The sequence below is a fragment of the Psychrobacillus sp. FSL K6-2843 genome, from assembly GCF_038626375.1.
GTDB lineage: Bacteria > Bacillota > Bacilli > Bacillales_A > Planococcaceae > Psychrobacillus > Psychrobacillus faecigallinarum.
The window spans coordinates 1,804,072-1,821,551 of sequence record NZ_CP152021.1; the positions used below are offsets into that span (position 1 = coordinate 1,804,072).

At 37.5% G+C, this 17,480-nt stretch carries 17 protein-coding genes; 16 read left to right on the plus strand and 1 reads right to left on the minus strand.

Annotated features, from left to right (window positions below; genetic code table 11):
• Positions 1 to 4 precede the first annotated feature (4 nt).
• The 16 genes from mgsA to MKY94_RS09110 all read left to right on the plus strand — a co-directional run bounded on the left by mgsA (position 5) and on the right by MKY94_RS09110 (position 14,635).
• Positions 5 to 412 (plus strand): methylglyoxal synthase, encoded by a 408-nt coding sequence (mgsA, locus tag MKY94_RS09035; RefSeq protein WP_144536859.1) that lies wholly within the window; start codon positions 5 to 7, stop codon positions 410 to 412.
• Positions 413 to 431: 19 nt separating this feature from the next.
• Positions 432 to 1,562, plus strand: coding sequence for an N-acetyl-alpha-D-glucosaminyl L-malate synthase BshA (gene bshA / locus MKY94_RS09040; protein ID WP_144536857.1), 1,131 nt, complete (start codon positions 432 to 434; stop codon positions 1,560 to 1,562).
• A complete protein-coding gene (locus MKY94_RS09045) occupies positions 1,562 to 2,743 on the plus strand; it encodes a CCA tRNA nucleotidyltransferase (RefSeq protein ID WP_342578522.1) in 1,182 nt (393 codons plus the stop codon). The genes bshA and MKY94_RS09045 overlap by 1 nt, the downstream gene beginning before the upstream one ends.
• On the plus strand, positions 2,733 to 3,713 hold the full coding sequence (locus MKY94_RS09050) for a biotin--[acetyl-CoA-carboxylase] ligase (protein WP_342578523.1): 981 nt from the start codon (positions 2,733 to 2,735) through the stop codon (positions 3,711 to 3,713). The genes MKY94_RS09045 and MKY94_RS09050 overlap by 11 nt, the downstream gene beginning before the upstream one ends.
• 267 nt (positions 3,714 to 3,980) lie before the next feature.
• The gene (panB, locus tag MKY94_RS09055) at positions 3,981 to 4,838 is read left to right on the plus strand and encodes a 3-methyl-2-oxobutanoate hydroxymethyltransferase (RefSeq protein WP_144536851.1); all 858 of its coding nucleotides are present in this window, start codon (positions 3,981 to 3,983) and stop codon (positions 4,836 to 4,838) included.
• Positions 4,813 to 5,661: a pantoate--beta-alanine ligase gene (panC, locus tag MKY94_RS09060; protein WP_144536849.1), complete on the plus strand. Its 849-nt coding sequence runs from the start codon at positions 4,813 to 4,815 to the stop codon at positions 5,659 to 5,661. The genes panB and panC overlap by 26 nt, the downstream gene beginning before the upstream one ends.
• The gene (gene panD / locus MKY94_RS09065; RefSeq protein WP_144536847.1) at positions 5,661 to 6,044 is read left to right on the plus strand and encodes an aspartate 1-decarboxylase; all 384 of its coding nucleotides are present in this window, start codon (positions 5,661 to 5,663) and stop codon (positions 6,042 to 6,044) included. The genes panC and panD overlap by 1 nt, the downstream gene beginning before the upstream one ends.
• Before the next feature lie 345 nt (positions 6,045 to 6,389).
• On the plus strand, positions 6,390 to 9,149 hold the full coding sequence (gene dinG, locus MKY94_RS09070) for an ATP-dependent DNA helicase DinG (protein WP_342578524.1): 2,760 nt from the start codon (positions 6,390 to 6,392) through the stop codon (positions 9,147 to 9,149).
• Positions 9,150 to 9,171: 22 nt separating this feature from the next.
• Positions 9,172 to 9,342, plus strand: coding sequence for a YpmA family protein (locus MKY94_RS09075; RefSeq protein ID WP_342578525.1), 171 nt, complete (start codon positions 9,172 to 9,174; stop codon positions 9,340 to 9,342).
• 3 nt (positions 9,343 to 9,345) lie between these two features.
• The gene (locus MKY94_RS09080) at positions 9,346 to 9,834 is read left to right on the plus strand and encodes a DUF5590 domain-containing protein (protein ID WP_144536841.1); all 489 of its coding nucleotides are present in this window, start codon (positions 9,346 to 9,348) and stop codon (positions 9,832 to 9,834) included.
• A gap of 28 nt (positions 9,835 to 9,862) precedes the next feature.
• On the plus strand, positions 9,863 to 11,158 hold the full coding sequence (gene asnS / locus MKY94_RS09085) for an asparagine--tRNA ligase (RefSeq protein WP_191697463.1): 1,296 nt from the start codon (positions 9,863 to 9,865) through the stop codon (positions 11,156 to 11,158).
• Positions 11,159 to 11,220: 62 nt separating this feature from the next.
• A complete protein-coding gene (locus MKY94_RS09090) occupies positions 11,221 to 11,931 on the plus strand; it encodes a DnaD domain-containing protein (RefSeq protein WP_144536837.1) in 711 nt (236 codons plus the stop codon).
• A gap of 10 nt (positions 11,932 to 11,941) precedes the next feature.
• Positions 11,942 to 12,598 (plus strand): endonuclease III, encoded by a 657-nt coding sequence (nth, locus tag MKY94_RS09095; RefSeq protein ID WP_144536835.1) that lies wholly within the window; start codon positions 11,942 to 11,944, stop codon positions 12,596 to 12,598.
• The gene (locus MKY94_RS09100; protein WP_151110132.1) at positions 12,585 to 12,893 is read left to right on the plus strand and encodes a YpoC family protein; all 309 of its coding nucleotides are present in this window, start codon (positions 12,585 to 12,587) and stop codon (positions 12,891 to 12,893) included. Before nth ends, MKY94_RS09100 begins: the two co-directional genes overlap by 14 nt.
• Positions 12,894 to 13,095: 202 nt before the next feature.
• Positions 13,096 to 13,662, plus strand: coding sequence for a histidine phosphatase family protein (locus tag MKY94_RS09105; RefSeq protein ID WP_342578526.1), 567 nt, complete (start codon positions 13,096 to 13,098; stop codon positions 13,660 to 13,662).
• Between the two features lie 103 nt (positions 13,663 to 13,765).
• A complete protein-coding gene (locus tag MKY94_RS09110) occupies positions 13,766 to 14,635 on the plus strand; it encodes an SDR family oxidoreductase (protein ID WP_191697465.1) in 870 nt (289 codons plus the stop codon).
• A 209-nt stretch (positions 14,636 to 14,844) separates the two neighbouring features.
• Here the strand turns inward: MKY94_RS09110 and MKY94_RS09115 are convergent, their stop codons facing one another.
• Positions 14,845 to 17,469 (minus strand): PBP1A family penicillin-binding protein, encoded by a 2,625-nt coding sequence (locus MKY94_RS09115; protein ID WP_342578527.1) that lies wholly within the window; start codon positions 17,467 to 17,469, stop codon positions 14,845 to 14,847.
• Between the last annotated feature and the right edge of the window lie 11 nt (positions 17,470 to 17,480).

The following is a 17,480-nucleotide window of genomic DNA, read 5'->3' on the forward strand; positions in this document are numbered from 1 at the left end:
CAACATGAGAATCGCATTAGTTGCCCATGATAAGAAAAAAGAAGATATGATCCAATTTGTAACAGCTTATAAAACCATCTTAGAGGAGCATGAATTATTTGCTACTGGGACGACTGGTAAAAAGATTATTGATGAAGTAGGTTTGTCAGTCAATCGATACAAATCTGGCCCCCTAGGAGGAGACCAACAGATCGGATCAGCAATAGCCAACAATGAAATGGATATGGTTATCTTTTTTAGAGATCCACTTACAGCTCAGCCCCATGAGCCTGATGTAACTGCTTTAATACGTCTATGTGATGTTTATCAAATTCCATTGGCTACAAATATGGGGACGGCAGAAGTACTCTTAAAAGGAATCGAAGAAGGATTTTTAGATTGGCGACTGCTAGAAGAACGCCGCGGACGTTAAGGAAATGAGGATATAATATATGCGTAAATTAAAAATAGGTATCACTTGCTATCCTTCAGTCGGGGGTTCCGGTGTTATTGCAACAGAACTTGGGAAAATGCTGGCAGAAAGAGGTCATGAAATACATTTCATCACTTCTAGCGTGCCTTTCCGTTTAAACAAAATTTACCCAACCATTACCTTTCATCAGGTAGAGGTTAATAGCTATTCGGTATTTCAATATGCTCCATACGATATTGCGCTGGCAAACAAAATGGCTGAGGTAATTCAGGACGAAGGTTTAGACGTTCTGCACGTGCATTATGCTATACCTCACGCGGTTTGTGCAATATTGGCAAAGGATATGGCAAACTCAGACATTGGAATAGTTACTACATTACATGGAACTGATATTACAGTGCTAGGCTATGATTCCTCGCTTACAGGAGCTATTCAATACGGAATTGAGAAGTCTGACGTGGTAACTGCTGTCTCTAAATCCTTAGTAAAGCAAACGAGAGAACTTATAACAACGAAAAAGGATATAGAGACAATTTATAATTTTGTCGATGAAAGAGAATATCATAAAAAAGACGGTGGCAATCTTAAGGAACTCTTAGGTATAAAAGAAAATGAAAAAGTTATTATTCATGTTTCTAATTTCAGGAAGGTCAAGCATGTACCAGATGTAGTAAAAAGCTTTGAGCTCATACATAAAGAAATTCCGGCTAAGCTTTTACTAGTTGGGGATGGACCAGAAAAGCACCCGGTCATGGAATATGTAAAAGGCAAGCCGATTGAAAAGGACGTCCTATTTTTAGGGAAGCAGGAAAATGTTTCGGAATTATATGCAATTTCTGACTTGATGTTACTATTATCTGAAAAGGAGTCCTTTGGATTAGTGCTATTAGAAGCAATGGCGTGTGAGGTTCCATGTATTGGTACAGCAGTAGGAGGGATCCCAGAAGTAATAGTTCCAGGAGAAAATGGGTATCTTGTTCCTCTTGGCGATATAGAAAAAGTAGCGGAATATGGATTGAAGATTTTAAAGGACCCTATTTTACATAATCAATTAAAAGAAACAGCATTAGAGATAGTACGAACTCGTTTTAGCTCTGCACAAATAGTCGAACAATATGAAAAGATGTACGAAAGAGTGGCGAAAAACTGATGAAAGATCGATGGCCAGATGCATTTAAGGTGATTTCTAAACTGGAGGATGCTGGCTTCGAAGCATATGTAGTTGGTGGAGCAGTGCGAGACTTCGTGCGAGGAGTACAAGCGAATGATGTTGACATTACTACAAATGCCTTACCACATGAGGTAAAAACTCTTTTTGAACATACCATCGATGTAGGAATAGAGCATGGAACAGTTCTTGTCGTACTAGAAGATCCTATCGAAGTAACGACCTATAGATCTGAAACGTCTTATAGTGACTTTAGAAGGCCAGATGAGGTCCGGTTTGTCCGAACATTGAGAGAAGATCTCCATCGTAGAGATTTTACCATCAATGCAATGGCCTTGACGAAGGAAGACGAGCTAATCGACTTTTTTGGTGGTAAACAGGATTTAAAACTTAAAATTATTAAAGCGGTTGGAAATCCAAAGGAACGATTTTCTGAGGATGCTCTTCGTATGCTAAGGGCAATTCGTTTTTCCTCTCAACTAAATTTTTCCTTAGAGAAGTCTACTTTGGATGCTATACAAGAGCTCCATCCTCTAATAACTCACATCTCTATGGAAAGAGTCAAAGTAGAGCTTGAAAAGATTTGGATAAGTAATTATCCGTATAGAGGCATGGAACTTTTTGCTGCAACTGGTCTCTCCGAGCACTTTTTGGGAGATTGGTGTACCAACGTTTCATTATGGAAGCAATTTAATCACTTTGGCAATAGAGCCAATGGCTGGGCTTTTTTTGTATTGATGAACGAGGGACTGAATATAGGCGAGATATTGTCAACTTTCAAATGTTCAAATGATGAGAAGAGCTATGTCAAAAACGTGTTGCTTGCGGTTAAGTTTTTGAAGAAGGGTTTTTGGACTTCATATGAATTATTCCAGTTTACAGTAGAGGTTTTAATTGCTGCCGCTAGCTATAGTCAAATTATACAGCATATTGAACATCCCTATACTCCTGACATATTAGCTGATTTAAAAGCCAGACTGGCTATTTCATCTGTACGTGAGATTGTTGTAAGCGGACATGATCTGATGGAATGGAAGAAGGAAAAGCGTGGGCCATGGATTCGGGAAGTATTAGATAGATTAACTACAATGATATTAAATGAGGAAATAGAAAATGACAGACAACATATAAAGGAATGGTTTATTCGTGAATATGTCAATTAAAGAAAAAATTATTTCCAGATTAAAAGAGGCAAGCGGTGAACCAATCTCAGGACAAATACTAGCAGATGAACTAGAAATATCTAGAACAATGGTATGGAAGTATTTAAAGGGACTAGAGGAAGAAGGCTATGAAATAGTAGCTATAAAGAAAAAAGGTTACATCCTAAATAGATTGCCTGATACAGTGGCTGCTGAGCGTATTTCTCTTCATCTTCAAACAGAGCATCTTGGAAGGGAAATTGTTTATCATCCTGTTTGTGAATCTACGCAAACAATTGCTGCAAATAAAGCTAGAGATGGCGCTACGCATGGTACAGTTGTCATTGCAGAGGAGCAGACAGCCGGGCGTGGAAGAATGGACCGTTCATGGGAATCTTCATCTGGTGAGGGAATATGGATGAGCGTCATTTTGCGTCCGAAAATAACTCCACAATTTGCGGCCCAATTTACTTTAGTAGCTGCTGTATCAATTGCACGAGCTATTGAAGAGGTTACAAACTGTGTCCCTAATATTAAATGGCCAAATGACCTTCTGCTTAACGGGAAAAAAGTAACAGGTATTCTAACTGAGCTGCAAGCAGATATGGATAGAGTTCAAGCAATTATTGTTGGGATAGGCATCAATGTCAATCAAACCGCTGATTCTTTTAAGGGGGTATTGGAGCCTATTGCAACCTCTCTAAAAATGGAGTCGGGCACAGCTGTAGACCGGTCTTTATTGGTCTCTAAAGTACTTTTTCATTTAGAGAGATATAGTGATATGTATATAAAGCTAGGATTTGAACCTATTAAACTTATTTGGGAAAGCTACAATTGCACATTAAATAATCGCATTAGAGCTACTACCTTAAGAGAGACTGTCGAAGGTCAGGCAATTGGAATGACAAATGATGGTGCGTTACAGCTTCGGCTTGATAATGGGGAGATAAAAAATATATATTCCGCAGATATCGATTTATTAAAAACTTAGTTTGGACGTTTGAGTCGAATTCTGTTATTCTTTATGCGAAGGGTAGTATCTTTAGTGAGAACTACACCTATATTTTAGTTAAAAAAATTTAATAGTCTGCCTTGATCTTAGATTGACAGGGACGGAGAAAACCGATGAATTTAAATTTTCTGCCCTTCTGTCCACTTTCGGATTGAAGGGCTTTATATTTGGTTTTCTCTTCATCTTGCAGAATGCATCAGTATTAAGGCTGTGCTGGACGTATGGATATTATGAGGAGGGAAATGATTGAAGACGACGAGTGACTTTTTGAAGATGAAAAGTAAAGAAGACAAGATTACGATGATGACTGCTTACGATTATCCAACTGCTAAGTTTGCAGAAGAGGCTGGAGTCGACATGATTTTAGTTGGTGATTCTGTTGGGATGGTTGTATTAGGCTATGATTCAACAGTATTAGTAACCATGGAAGATATGATTCATCACGGCAAGGCAGCGAGAAGAGGAGCAACAAATACGTTTTTAGTAGTTGATATGCCCTTTGGTACTTATCATGGGAATATTGATCAATCACTTGCGAACGCTGTCCAACTAATGCAAAAGACTGGGGCACAAGCGGTGAAAATTGAAGGGGCAGATGATGTAATACCTGTCATTGAAAGATTGACTTTTGCTGGTATTCCAGTGGTAGCGCATTTAGGTTTATTGCCACAATCGGCCGGAGTTTTAGGTGGCTATAAAGTACAAGGGAAAACTGCAGAAGCAGCACAAAAGCTAATAGAGGATGCAAAAAAATGTGAACAGGCAGGTGCTTGTGCCGTTGTTTTAGAATGTATTCCTTATCAGCTTACTGCAGAAATCTCAAGCAATTTAACTATTCCAACTATCGGTATTGGAGCGGGCTCCACTGCTGACGGCCAAGTATTAGTTTTCCATGATTTAGTGAAATATGGCTCACACCATATCCCTAAATTCGTAAAGGAATACGCGAATGTGGGTGAACCAATTCTTCAAGGCATTAGGCAGTATGTTGAAGAAGTTAAGAGTGGAATATTTCCTTCTTTGGAGCATTCTTTTACGATGAAGGACGAACAATTAAATCAGTTATATGGAGGCAATCATGCGAACAGTACAAACGATAGATGAATTAAAAGCTATTATCTCAAATCAAAAACAACAAACCATTGGATTTGTGGCTACAATGGGTTATTTGCATGAAGGACATAAAACACTTCTGACAAAAGCAAGAGCTGAAAATGAATTCGTAGTTGCAAGTATTTTTGTAAATCCTGCACAATTCGGTCCTAATGAAGATTTAGATAGATATCCCCGAGATATTGAAAGAGATACAAAAATTGCAACAGAGGCAGGGGTAGACTTATTGTTTGTTCCAACGCCAGACGAGATGTATCCTTTTGAAAGTGGTATTACTATCAACGCTGGAGAGATTTCAACCAAGCTGTGTGGTGCAACTCGTCCAGGACATTTCGATGGAGTTTTAAAAGTAGTTTCCAAGCTATTTCATTTAATCCAACCTACTAAGGCATACTTTGGCCAAAAGGATGCACAGCAGTTAGCTATAATTAAATTATTTGTAGAAGCATACAACTTTCCACTTGAAATAGTTGGCGTTCCAACTGTCCGTGAGGAGGATGGCCTAGCGAAAAGCTCAAGGAATGTCTTTCTAAGCGAAAAAGAACGAGATGAGGCACCTCATATATACAAGGCGTTAAATTTAGCAAAGGATACATGGTTGAGAACGAAGGATATAGAAGGGGCTATTTCCAAAGCAAAACAATATATTAATGAAAATACTTCTGGTAAAATAGATTACCTGGAGGCATTGGCCTATCCTACTTTACAGCCGGTTAACGAGTACACAGAAGAAGTTCTCTTCGCAACAGCTGTTTTTTTCGAAAAAGCAAGATTAATTGATAATATGATAGTTAATATAAAGGAAGTGCAATGATGTTAAGAATGATGTTAAATAGTAAGATTCACCGTGCAATAGTTACAGAAGCAGATTTAAACTATGTAGGTAGTATTACGATTGACCAAAATATATTAGATGCAGTAGGCATGCTTCCAAATGAAAAAGTTCATATCGTTAACAATAATAACGGTGCCCGTTTTGAAACATATATAATCGCTGGAGAACGTGGTAGCGGTGTAATATGTGTAAATGGAGCTGCCGCACGTCTTGTACAGCGTGGAGACGTAGTGATCATCCTGTCCTATGCTTATGTGATGAATGAAGAAGCAAAATCACATCAGCCTACAGTAGCAATCATGAATACGGATAACACAATCAATCAAATTATCCACTATGAACCAGAAGCGACTGTTATGTAAGATTTGAAAGCTAGACTTAGCCAAAGTCTAGCTTTCTTTTTGGATTTATAGCCGTTCAATTACATAGGTAACCGGAAAAATGTTGCAGAAATTGAGAGAAGTGTTGCGGTAATGCTCAAAAATGTTGTGAATATTAAAACAAAAGTTGCAGGAAAGCAAACCTTCGCAGAGTTGCAGCGTTAAGAACGGAATGTAGGCTTATGGCAAATCTAAGCAGTAATTATTATTTCGTTCTACATATATTTCGTTTCTATTTATGGAATGTGGTACAATTTTTAAAAAGCAACACAAGAAAGTTTCTAGGAAAAATAGATGCTTTTAATTTAAATGATGGTGAGATGAAGAATGTTGGAAAATCATAAATATGCAGTTGTAGATATTGAAACAACAGGCCATTCATCTGCCAATGGTGACCGAATTATTCAACTTGCAATTGTTTTTATTGAGAACAATCGGATTAGTAATTCATTTACTACGTTCGTAAACCCCAAAAAAGCGATTCCTTTGTTTATTCAGGATTTAACGAACATAAAGGACGAGGATGTAAAGGACGCTCCGTTATTCGAAGAAATTGCTCCTAAAGTTTTGGAAATTCTGCAGGACCATATTTTTGTTGCGCACAATACAAATTTTGATCTGACATTTCTTCAACAGGAGCTAAAACGGGTAGGTTTGCCTAAATTAGTTTGTAAATCTATTGATACAGTAGAATTCGCTAAGTTGATGTTCCCTAATATTTATAGCTATAAGCTTCAGGACATTGCGACTGAGCTCCATATAGAATTAGAGTCTGCTCACCGTGCGGATGATGATGCATTGGCTACTGCACATTTGCTTTTAAAATGCTTTGACCAGCTGCAAGCATTGCCATTAAAAACGGTGGAGCTATTACATAAAAGATCCTTCCAACTGAAATCCAATCTAGCACTCATCTTTTTTGAAGTTATAACGATAAAAAGAAAGACTTATGTGACCCAAGATTATTTAGAATATCGCGGAATACCACTAAAAGATGTGAAAAAAGAGCCTGCACCAGAATGGAGTAAACTTGCTTATCCGATTTCTAATGATGAAAAGAATCGATTATTCCAACACGGTAGCCTGAAGCTAGAGGAAAGACCAGGGCAATATAAGCTAATGGATGAGATTCACCATGCACTAATAGAATCCAAAGAGATTGTGTGCGAGGCGGAAACCGGAATAGGAAAAACATTAGCCTACCTTATTCCATCCGTTTTATATGGATTAGATCAAGGAAAGCCTATTATAGTTAGTACTTATACAACACATCTCATTGATCAGCTTATAACAGAGGAAATCCCAAAGCTTTATGACATTCTTAACATTAGACTTAGAGTGGCGAAGCTAAAAGGTATCAATCACTATATTGATGTTTATCGTTTTTGGGAGCACCTTCAGCAAGAGGATGAGTCTTACGATGAGACGTTTACGATTATGCAAGTTTTAGTTTGGCTTACTATAACAGAGGAGGGTGACCTCTCGGAATTGAATGTTTCGGGTGGTGGTCAGCTATTTATAGATAAAATAAGAAGGACCTCAGAAAAAAAGATTAATGATGTAAAAGGGATAGATTTTTATGAGCGTGCTCTTCGTCGAAGTGAGCACTGTGATATCCTTGTAACGAATCATTCCATGATTATTATGGATACGGAACGAGAAACAAAGCTATTGGGCCATGGTTGTGCCACAATTATTGATGAGGCACATCAAATGATTCATGCTAGTATATCCCGAAAAGAAAGAATTTTTTCATATACTAATTGGAAATATATTTTAGGTCAATTTGGCACTCTAGATACAGATCATCTACTTTACAAGCTGTCTCTTCTAAATGTTTCCTTGTCTGTCCGCATTCGTATAGAGAAGCTGTTTGTTGACATAGTTGAATCATTTGATCATGCAATGGGATATGTTATCTCTACTATTCAAAGCTATCCACATAAATCGAAGAGTACCAAACGAACTTATGCTATGGAGGATTTAAATTTAGATAAAGCTTTTTTTATAAAAGTTGCTAAGAATCTACAAACATTTATCTATTCAACTAAGCCCTACGTGGGCTCTGCAAAGAAAAATATTATTGATGAACAATTATTAGTATTAGTAAATGAGTGGGAATATTGGTTACGTGAACTGGAGATTAAAGTAAGTGAATGGGATGAAATCTTCTTGCAGGATAAGGAAGTAGAGGCGAAATGGCTCGAGTTAGATAATAGAAGCGTCCCTGGAAGTCTCACTATCATCAAAAGACCATTAAATTATCAAGAGGATATAAAGGATGCCATGGCTCCTTTAAGAGAGCAGGGAGGAATTATCTGGACTTCTGGAACATTGACAGTGCCCTCCAATAAATACTTTATTACTTCTCAGCTTGGATTGAGCTCAAATATACCTATCCATCAGTTTAAAGTAGAATCTAACTTCTACAAGGGTGCAGAGCTTTTAATCATCGAGGATATGCCAGACATTCAGCAAGTATCTCAATCGGATTATATTGAATCAGTTGCGGAAGCAATTGTCCAGACGGTTTTGGTCACTGGAGGAAGGTGCTTTGTGTTATTTACTTCACAGGATATGTTGCGTAAGACTGTGGAATTGATACAGGATACTAATCTGCTTGAAGATTTCATGCTATTTGCACAAGGAATCACGACTGGGAGCAGGATGCGTTTGTTAAAGTCATTCCAGCGATTTTCTAAGTCTGTATTATTCGGAACTAATAGCTTTTGGGAGGGAGTAGACGTTCCAGGTGAAGCTCTTTCAGTAGTGATTATGGTTCGCTTACCTTTTTCTTCTCCCGATGATCCCTTATTTAAAAAGCGTGCAGAGCTGTTAACTAAAAATGGACAGAATCCTTTTTCTTCTTATTCCTTACCAGAGGCAATTTTAAGATTTAGACAAGGATTTGGAAGATTAATTCGTTCCTCTGCCGATAAAGGAGTATTTATCGTATTAGACAGAAGGATTGATACGAAGTCTTATGGTAGTGATTTTCTACAGGCAATCCCAAATATTCCTGTTAAGAAAGTATCATTAGAAAATATAGTCTTAGAGCTAGAAAATTGGTATACTAATGAAGGATGAGTATTAGAAAGCGGGTATAAATATGGAAAACAAAATTGAAGTGATATCAACCGTCACCGTACAATACCAATCAGATCTATATAAAATAGTGGGTGCATTGAACCGTTCGTTGAAGGAAAAGGATCTGATGTTTGGATTAGCATTAGATAAAGAAGATCAAGAAAAAGCAGTCTTCACAATTTATAGGACCTAAACTATGGCATTAAAGAGATGGCTAATATTTATCGTTGTTTTTGCTATCAGTCTCACCATAATCCTAAGCCTACTTATTTATAAGGAAGCAAGAGAACCTTTCAATGATAACCTGACGAAGGCAGAGTCTTATACGCTTCAAAATAATTTATTGAAGACAATAGATGATTCGTATGTGTATAATAATACCGACTCATATCAGACAATTATTGGTACCAATAAGGACGGCTCTAAAAAAGCTTTTTTTATCCCAACAAAGGATAACGAAGAGCAAATTATGGAGGTAAGCCTTGATGAAGGTATATCTGAAGAGAAAGCTGTTTCGATAGCTTTGGAAGGGGAAAAAGGTAGTAAGCTGCTTCACGCGAAATTAGGTGTGGAAGAGGTCGGGCCAGTATGGGAGATTACCTTTGTGAATTCTAAGGATAACCTCAACTACGTATATCTGTTATTTGATAATGGCGATTGGTGGAAGAGAATATCCAATTTGTAAAATATATTTTTAACTTTTGGAGGACAACATGAAAAAAATTATGATTAAAGATATGTCTAGCCATGTTGGAGAGACAGTAAAACTTGGTGCGTGGCTTGCAAACAAACGCTCAAGTGGTAAGATTGCCTTTTTACAGCTTCGCGATGGTTCTGGATTTGTACAAGGAGTAGTAGTGAAGGAAGTTGTGGGAGAAGAGATTTTCCAAACAGCAAAAGGTTTAACTCAAGAAACTTCTATGTATATTACTGGAGAAGTAACAAAAGATGAGCGTTCTTCATTTGGTTACGAGCTTCAAGTAAAAGAAATAGAGGTAATTCATGCAGCGGTAGATTATCCAATCACACCGAAAGAACACGGTACTGAGTTCCTAATGGACAACCGTCACCTATGGTTACGTTCAAGAAAACAACACGCGATCATGAAAATTCGTAACGAAATTATCCGCGCTACATACGAATTCTTTAATAATAACGGCTTTGTAAAAATGGATCCCCCAATTTTAACTGGCTCCGCTCCAGAAGGAACTTCTGAGCTTTTCCAAACTAAGTATTTCGATGAGGATGCTTATTTGTCTCAGTCTGGTCAGCTATATATGGAAGCAGCTGCTATGGCCTTAGGAAAAGTATTCTCTTTTGGACCAACATTCCGTGCAGAAAAATCCAAAACACGCAGACACTTAATTGAATTTTGGATGATTGAGCCTGAAATGGCATTTATAGAATTTGATGAGAACTTAGAAGTACAAGAGCAATACGTTTCCTTTATTGTTCAGGCCGTTCTTAAAAACTGTCAATTAGAATTAGAGCGCTTAGGTCGCGATACATCTAAACTGGAAAAAATTCAAGCACCTTTCCCTCGTATTACTTATGACGATGCAATCAAGTTCTTACATGAGAAAGGCTTTGATGATATCAAGTGGGGGGACGATTTCGGATCACCTCATGAAACAGCTATCGCAGAAAGCTATGATATGCCAGTTTTCATCACTCATTATCCAGTAGGCATTAAGCCATTTTATATGCAGCCACATCCAGACAGAGAAGATGTTGTATTATGTGCCGATTTAATTGCTCCAGAAGGATATGGTGAAATTATCGGTGGTTCTGAACGTATTCATGACTATGACCTATTAAAGCAACGTCTTGCGGAACATAAATTAGATGAATCAGCCTATGCTTGGTATTTAGAGCTTCGTAAACAAGGGTCTGTTCCTCACTCAGGATTTGGTCTTGGATTAGAACGTACTGTAGCTTGGTTAAGTGGAGCAGAGCACGTTCGTGAATCTATACCATTCCCAAGACTATTAAATCGTTTGTATCCATAATCTTAAGCCAAAGGAACAATATATATTATCATCATGCAATAGATAAGAAAGGGAGTGCGAGTATGCATAAGCGAAATCGGCTCCGAATCTGGACAGAGCAGGGAAATGTAACCATTTCCCAGCTTTTTTTTAGCCATTATAAGGCCATTAATATGAAGGATGAGGAAGCTATTCTGCTATTACATCTTATCGCTTTTGGAGAAGCGGGAAACCACTTTCCAACCCCTCAAAACTTAGTGGAACGTACACATTTTAGTGAACATAAAGTAGTGACGATTTTACAGCGTCTTGTCCAAAAAGGTTTAATTCAAATAGAACAGCATATGGACGACGACGGAGTCCATTATGAGTACTACGATTTTAATCATTTATGGGAGCTCTTGGTCGATTGCGTAGAGCAACAAAACCTAACTAAAGAAGACGAAGAAGTAAAGGGCGAAGAAGGCGAAATTTACAAGTTATTTGAGCAGGAGTTCGGTAGATTATTATCTCCAATGGAATATGAAACGATAGGCATGTGGTTTGACCAGGACAACCACTCAGCCTCCTTAATACGTTTAGCGTTAAAAGAGGCGGTTTTGTCTCAAAAGCTTAGCCTGCGTTATATAGATCGGATATTATTCGAATGGAAAAAGAAAAATATTAAAACGGTTGAAGCTGCAGAAAATCAATCGGCACAGTTTCGACAGCATATACCAATACAAAGACCAAAGGAGCAACCTGCAAACACAGCGAAGGTTCCTTTCTACAATTGGTTAGAAGAAAGAGAGTAGGTGGAGAAAGTTGCTAACAAAAGCCCAATGGCATTTTTGTTTAGAGGAAATGGAAAGGATGTTTCCGGATGCTCATTGCGAGTTAGTCCACGACAATCCTTTTGAATTATTGGTAGCTACATTACTTTCAGCACAATGTACTGATGTCCTTGTAAACAAAGTAACAAAGGACCTTTTTCAAAAATATAAAAAACCTGAAGATTACTTGGATGTATCCATAGAGGAATTACAAAATGATATTCGCTCAATAGGTTTATATCGTAATAAAGCAAAAAATATTCAAGCACTTAGCAAGCAACTAATTGAGCTCTATAACGGCGAGGTTCCTGCTAATCGTGATTTACTTACGACATTTCCAGGTGTTGGTCGAAAAACAGCTAATGTAGTTGTTTCGGTAGCCTTTGATATACCAGCAATAGCTGTAGACACTCATGTAGAGCGTGTTTCAAAGCGACTGGGACTATGCAGATGGAAAGATTCTGTTCTGCAGGTAGAAGAAACGTTGATGAAAAAGACACCAATTGAATCGTGGTCTAAGGCGCATCATCAACTGATATTTTTTGGGCGGTATCATTGTAAGGCCCAAAATCCCAATTGCCCGCAATGTCCTTTGTTGCCGGTTTGTCGAGAGGGTAAAAAGAGGATGAGTAAAGTTGTCCAAGCTTAGAAAAGATGATTTTAAACCGATTTTTGCAAGATGGTCAGTTATTCGGAATCAATTGGAGATTCTTTATAAGGAAAGAGAGAAAGACACCCATGATTTAATGGAGAGGGGCATCGAATTATTGAGTGAATTATTCGTATTGGCTGAAGGTACTTCCCCTTTAAATTATGAAGAGCGTTTTATCTTTGTTCAAAAGAATTATAAGTCTTATGCAGCCTTTCGACAACTAGATGAATTGTTCAAGGAAACAGAAAAAAAACTTGCTCGTCGATTCATCATGGAATCAAGAATGCCTTAATATTTTTAACACTACCCCATAAGAACTGCCTATAGAAGTTAGATACTAAACTAACATACAGAGGCAGTTTCTATGGGGCTTTTTTATGAGAATGTTTTTATTTTTCATCTTGCATGGTGAGCTTTATAAAGTGCATCTAAGAGAAAAACTTAATTATATAGGTTATATTTAACAGAATAATATTAAATTTTCTGGAGGTTATATGAAAACTTTCATATATATGTTAAGACACTGTGATTCACTTAAAACCGGAAATGAAAAAGATAGAGGATTAACTGAAAAAGGAGTAACTTATGCTCAACGACTAATAAAAATTTTACAAGAAGAAAATATTAATACAGTAATATCCAGCCCATATACCCGCTCTGTATTAACAGTTCAACCATTAGCTGAACACATTGGACAAAATGTGGTAATTATTGAAAATCTTAAAGAAAGAGTTTTTAGTCCAGGGAAAAAACGTTTATCTGATAATGAGCTTCAATGTTTGTTAGAAAAATCTTTTGAGGAACCGGATTTTTCTCTTAAGGGAGGAGAGTCGAATAATGAGTGTCAAAGACGGGGAATAGATGCACTTAAATCAATATTACATACTTTTAAAGGTCAGAAAATAGTAGTAGGTACTCATGGGGCAGTAATGACGTTAATGATGGGATATTTTGATAGTAGTTATGGCTTGGATTTTCTTTTAAGCACTTCAAAGCCTGATATTTATAGAATGGAGTTCAATGAATTGGAATTAATAGATGTAACTAAAATATGGAAGTAATGTCTATTTGTTAAGTTCATAATGTCAGTAAAGCTTTAAAAGAGCATCAGCTTATCCAAGAATGCTACTCATTTATTATTAATTTTGAAAGGAAGATGCTCTTTTGAATTCGTTAAAGGGGAAAATTGCAGTTGTTGCTGGTGGAACACGTGGTGCTGGTAGAGGAATTGCTGTTAAGTTGGGAGAAGCTGGAGCAATAGTATATGTGACAGGGAGAAGTACAATTCATAGTCAGTCACCCATGGGCCGTATGGAAACAATTGAGGAAACAGCAGAATTGGTAACAAAAGCCGGGGGAAAAGGAATACCTGTAAAGGTCGATCATACTATTGAAACGGAAGTTGTTCACCTATTTGACCGTATCAAAAAGGAACAGGGAAGGTTAGATATATTAGTTAATGATATTTGGGGAGGAGATCCTCTTACGGAATGGGGAAAGCCAATAGGAGAGCATAGTCTTCATAAAGGACTTCAGATGCAAAAACAAGCAGTCCACTCACATATAATTACTTCCCATTATAGCATCCCTTTATTTAAAGAGAATAATGGTGGCCTGATCATCGAAATTACTGACGGCATTGATTACGAACCTCGAGGTAATTTCTATTATAGTCTAGCAAAAATCTCCTCAATCCACATGGCACAGGCGATGGCCATGGATCTAAAAGAATATAATATTGTTGTCATTGCAGTTACTCCTGGTTTTTTACGTTCGGAAGCAATGCTTGAATCGTTTGGCGTTACCGAAGAAAATTGGAGAGAGGCAACAAAGATAGATCCTCATTTTATTGCGTCTGAAACACCATTTTATATTGGAGAGGCTATACGCTGTCTTGCAAGTGATCCTCATATAGCTAAAAAGACAGGTGGGGTATATAGCACCTGGGAACTTTCAGAGGAATATGCATTTAAGGATGCAGATGGTTCACAACCACATTGGGGAAATTATTTTATAAAAAATGTGAAAGTTTAAAAGGTAATATCTTTCAGTCTCTTCTTGAGCAGATTCATTTTCAAAGTCAAATTGTTTATTAGAATTGCAAGAGACTCTTTATTTACCGTAAGATTGATTCATATTTTATACCAAAAATAAAAGAAACCAAAAAAACGAGGAAAGTTTATATAAACTTTCCTCGTTTTAGCTTATAAAATTATCATCTAACCATGTTAAAGAATGCTTGGTTAAGGTGTAGTACCGCTTTCGGTGTTACCTTCTGGATTTTCTACTGGACTTTCTCCATCAGTTCCACCTTCGTTTCCTTGACCACCCTCATTAGCGCCTCCATCATTGTTACCAGTGTTGTTGCCATTCCCGTTACCATTATTACCGTTGTTGTTGCCATTATTTCCGTTATTACCATTGTTACCGTTGTTACCATTATTTCCGCCTTGGTTCTCATTTTCATCTTCAGGATTTTCCTCAGGGTTTTCTTCCTCAGGCTCTGGATCCTCAAGATTTTCTTCCTCAGTACCTTCTAAAACTAATTCTGCGCTAGCTGGAGCGCTTCGAACATCTTCAGCTAAAGCTGTAACTGTAAATACATACTTACTACCAGGAATAAGATTTTGGACGATTAACCCTGTTTTGTTTGTCGTTTGCAAAATCTCATTTGGACCATTGTCTATTGAGACCGCAACTTCAAATTGAACATCTATATCTTCCTCGTCTGGCTGTTCAAATTCCCAATTTAATGTTGCAGATGATGTCGTTTCGTCATATTGAACTGATAAATTAGTTGGAGCGTTGAGCTCAAGCTGATCATATTCTTCAGATACTTCTGTAGGCTCTGTTCCTTTAACGAATAACTCCGTTAACTTTTTATCATCAGGAGTATATTCACTAGCTAATTTTAAAGGATTAGATCCTTTTTCAATTGTTACTTCTACAACAGAATTAGGTTTTTTAAATTTTTCCGTTTTCTGTCCTTCAGAAATATTCCCCATTACCTCTTTAAAGATACGTTGGGGGAGACTACGCTCTTCAGATGTAGTGATAGCTGAGTTGTCATCATAACCAGACCATACGGTTACTGAATAATTGGTTGTGTATCCAGCAAACCATACATCCGGAACTCCTTTTTTGTCTCCTCCGAAGTTGGAAGTACCAGATTTACCTGCAACATCCAATCCACTAACTGCTGCGGCCTTACCAGTACCTTTTGTTAAAACATCTCTTAGAACATCTGTAATGATGTAAGCTGTTGAATCCTTCATAACTGCTTTAGATTCTGGCTTATAGTTTTTTTCTGTTTTGCCATCTCTATATACAATTTTATTAATCGCATATGGCTCTGTATGAATCCCTTCATTACCAAATGCAGCATATGCTCCTGCTAGTTGGATAGGGGACATGAATTTTGAGATACCACCGATTGCATAAGCTTCGTTGACTGTACCGATGTCTACTCCAAATCGACTAATAAATTCTCTTGATTTTTTAGTACCTACTTCTTTTAAAGTTTTGACGGCAGTAGTATTACGTGATTTATATAATGCTTCACGCATAGTCATAGATCCTAAATATTTGTTATCAGCATTACGTATTACCTGATCGGTCCCTGTATATTTAATTTCTTCGTCCACAAGTGTCTGAGCAGGGGACCAACCTAAAAATTCTACAGCTGGACCATAATCTATCAACGGTTTAATAGTCGAACCTGGTGAACGATTAACCATATCTTGAGCATGATTATATCCTCTATCTGCTCCGTAATTTCTTCCTCCACCAACAGCAACTACTGCCCCTGTCTTAGTATCAATCACTGCAACACCAGATTGTATATCCTCTGTTGGGAATATATCTGAGGTCAAGGTCTTTTCTACTTGCTCCTGAGCTTTTGGTTGAAGAGTCGTATGGATGGTTATTCCTTCGGAAATGGCATCTGCATCACCGTTTTCCTCAAGCTCATCTAATACTATGTCGATAAACGCATCATATTTTGAATCTTGGTTTGCAACTCTTTCTTCTTCTGGAAGAAGGGAGTCGGTAACTGGAACCGCTTGAGCAGCCTTCATTTCCTCGTCAGTTATTTTCCCATGAAGATTCATTAGATATAGGACAGTATTTCTTCTTTTTTCAGCTAGTTCTGGGTTTTTAAAAGGATTATAGTTATTTGGACTTTGGGGCATGCCCGCTAGCACTGCCATTTCATGTAGATCTAAATCCTTTAATTCTTTACCGTAAAAATATTTAGAGGCAGTTCCGAATCCATAAATACGTCCTGACATAAGAACTTTGTTAAAATACATTTCGAAAATTTCTTCTTTTTTATATTCACGCTCTAACTGAAGAGCCAAATGGGCTTCTTGAGCCTTACGTTTTATTGTTTTTTCATTTGTAAAGAATGAGTTTTTAACAACTTGTTGAGTGATTGTACTTGCACCCTGTGCACCAAATCCATCTTTCAGATTGGCCAAAACGGCTTTACCTAATCGTAGAACATCGACTCCCATGTGGTCGTAAAAACGTGCATCCTCTGTTGCTAATATGGCATCTTCCATTTGTTGAGGGATATCTTCATAGGAAACATATTCGCGACTTTCGCTTCCGACAGTTGCAAACACTTCCCCATTAGCATCTAATAATTTAGGACTAATTGGATCCTTTAACAAGTCCTCGTCTAAATCTGGAGCACTGCTTGCGTAAAATGCAAATACAGATCCGCCAGCTATCAATCCTACTAATCCAACAGCCACAATAGCTAGTAAAACTCGCTTAATCCATGTTTTGGCAGGTTTCTTTTGTTTTTTCTTTTGAGCCATTTGTTGCTTTCTTCTTTGTTCACGAGTTGTTTTTTGCTCACTCATAAACGTCTCCT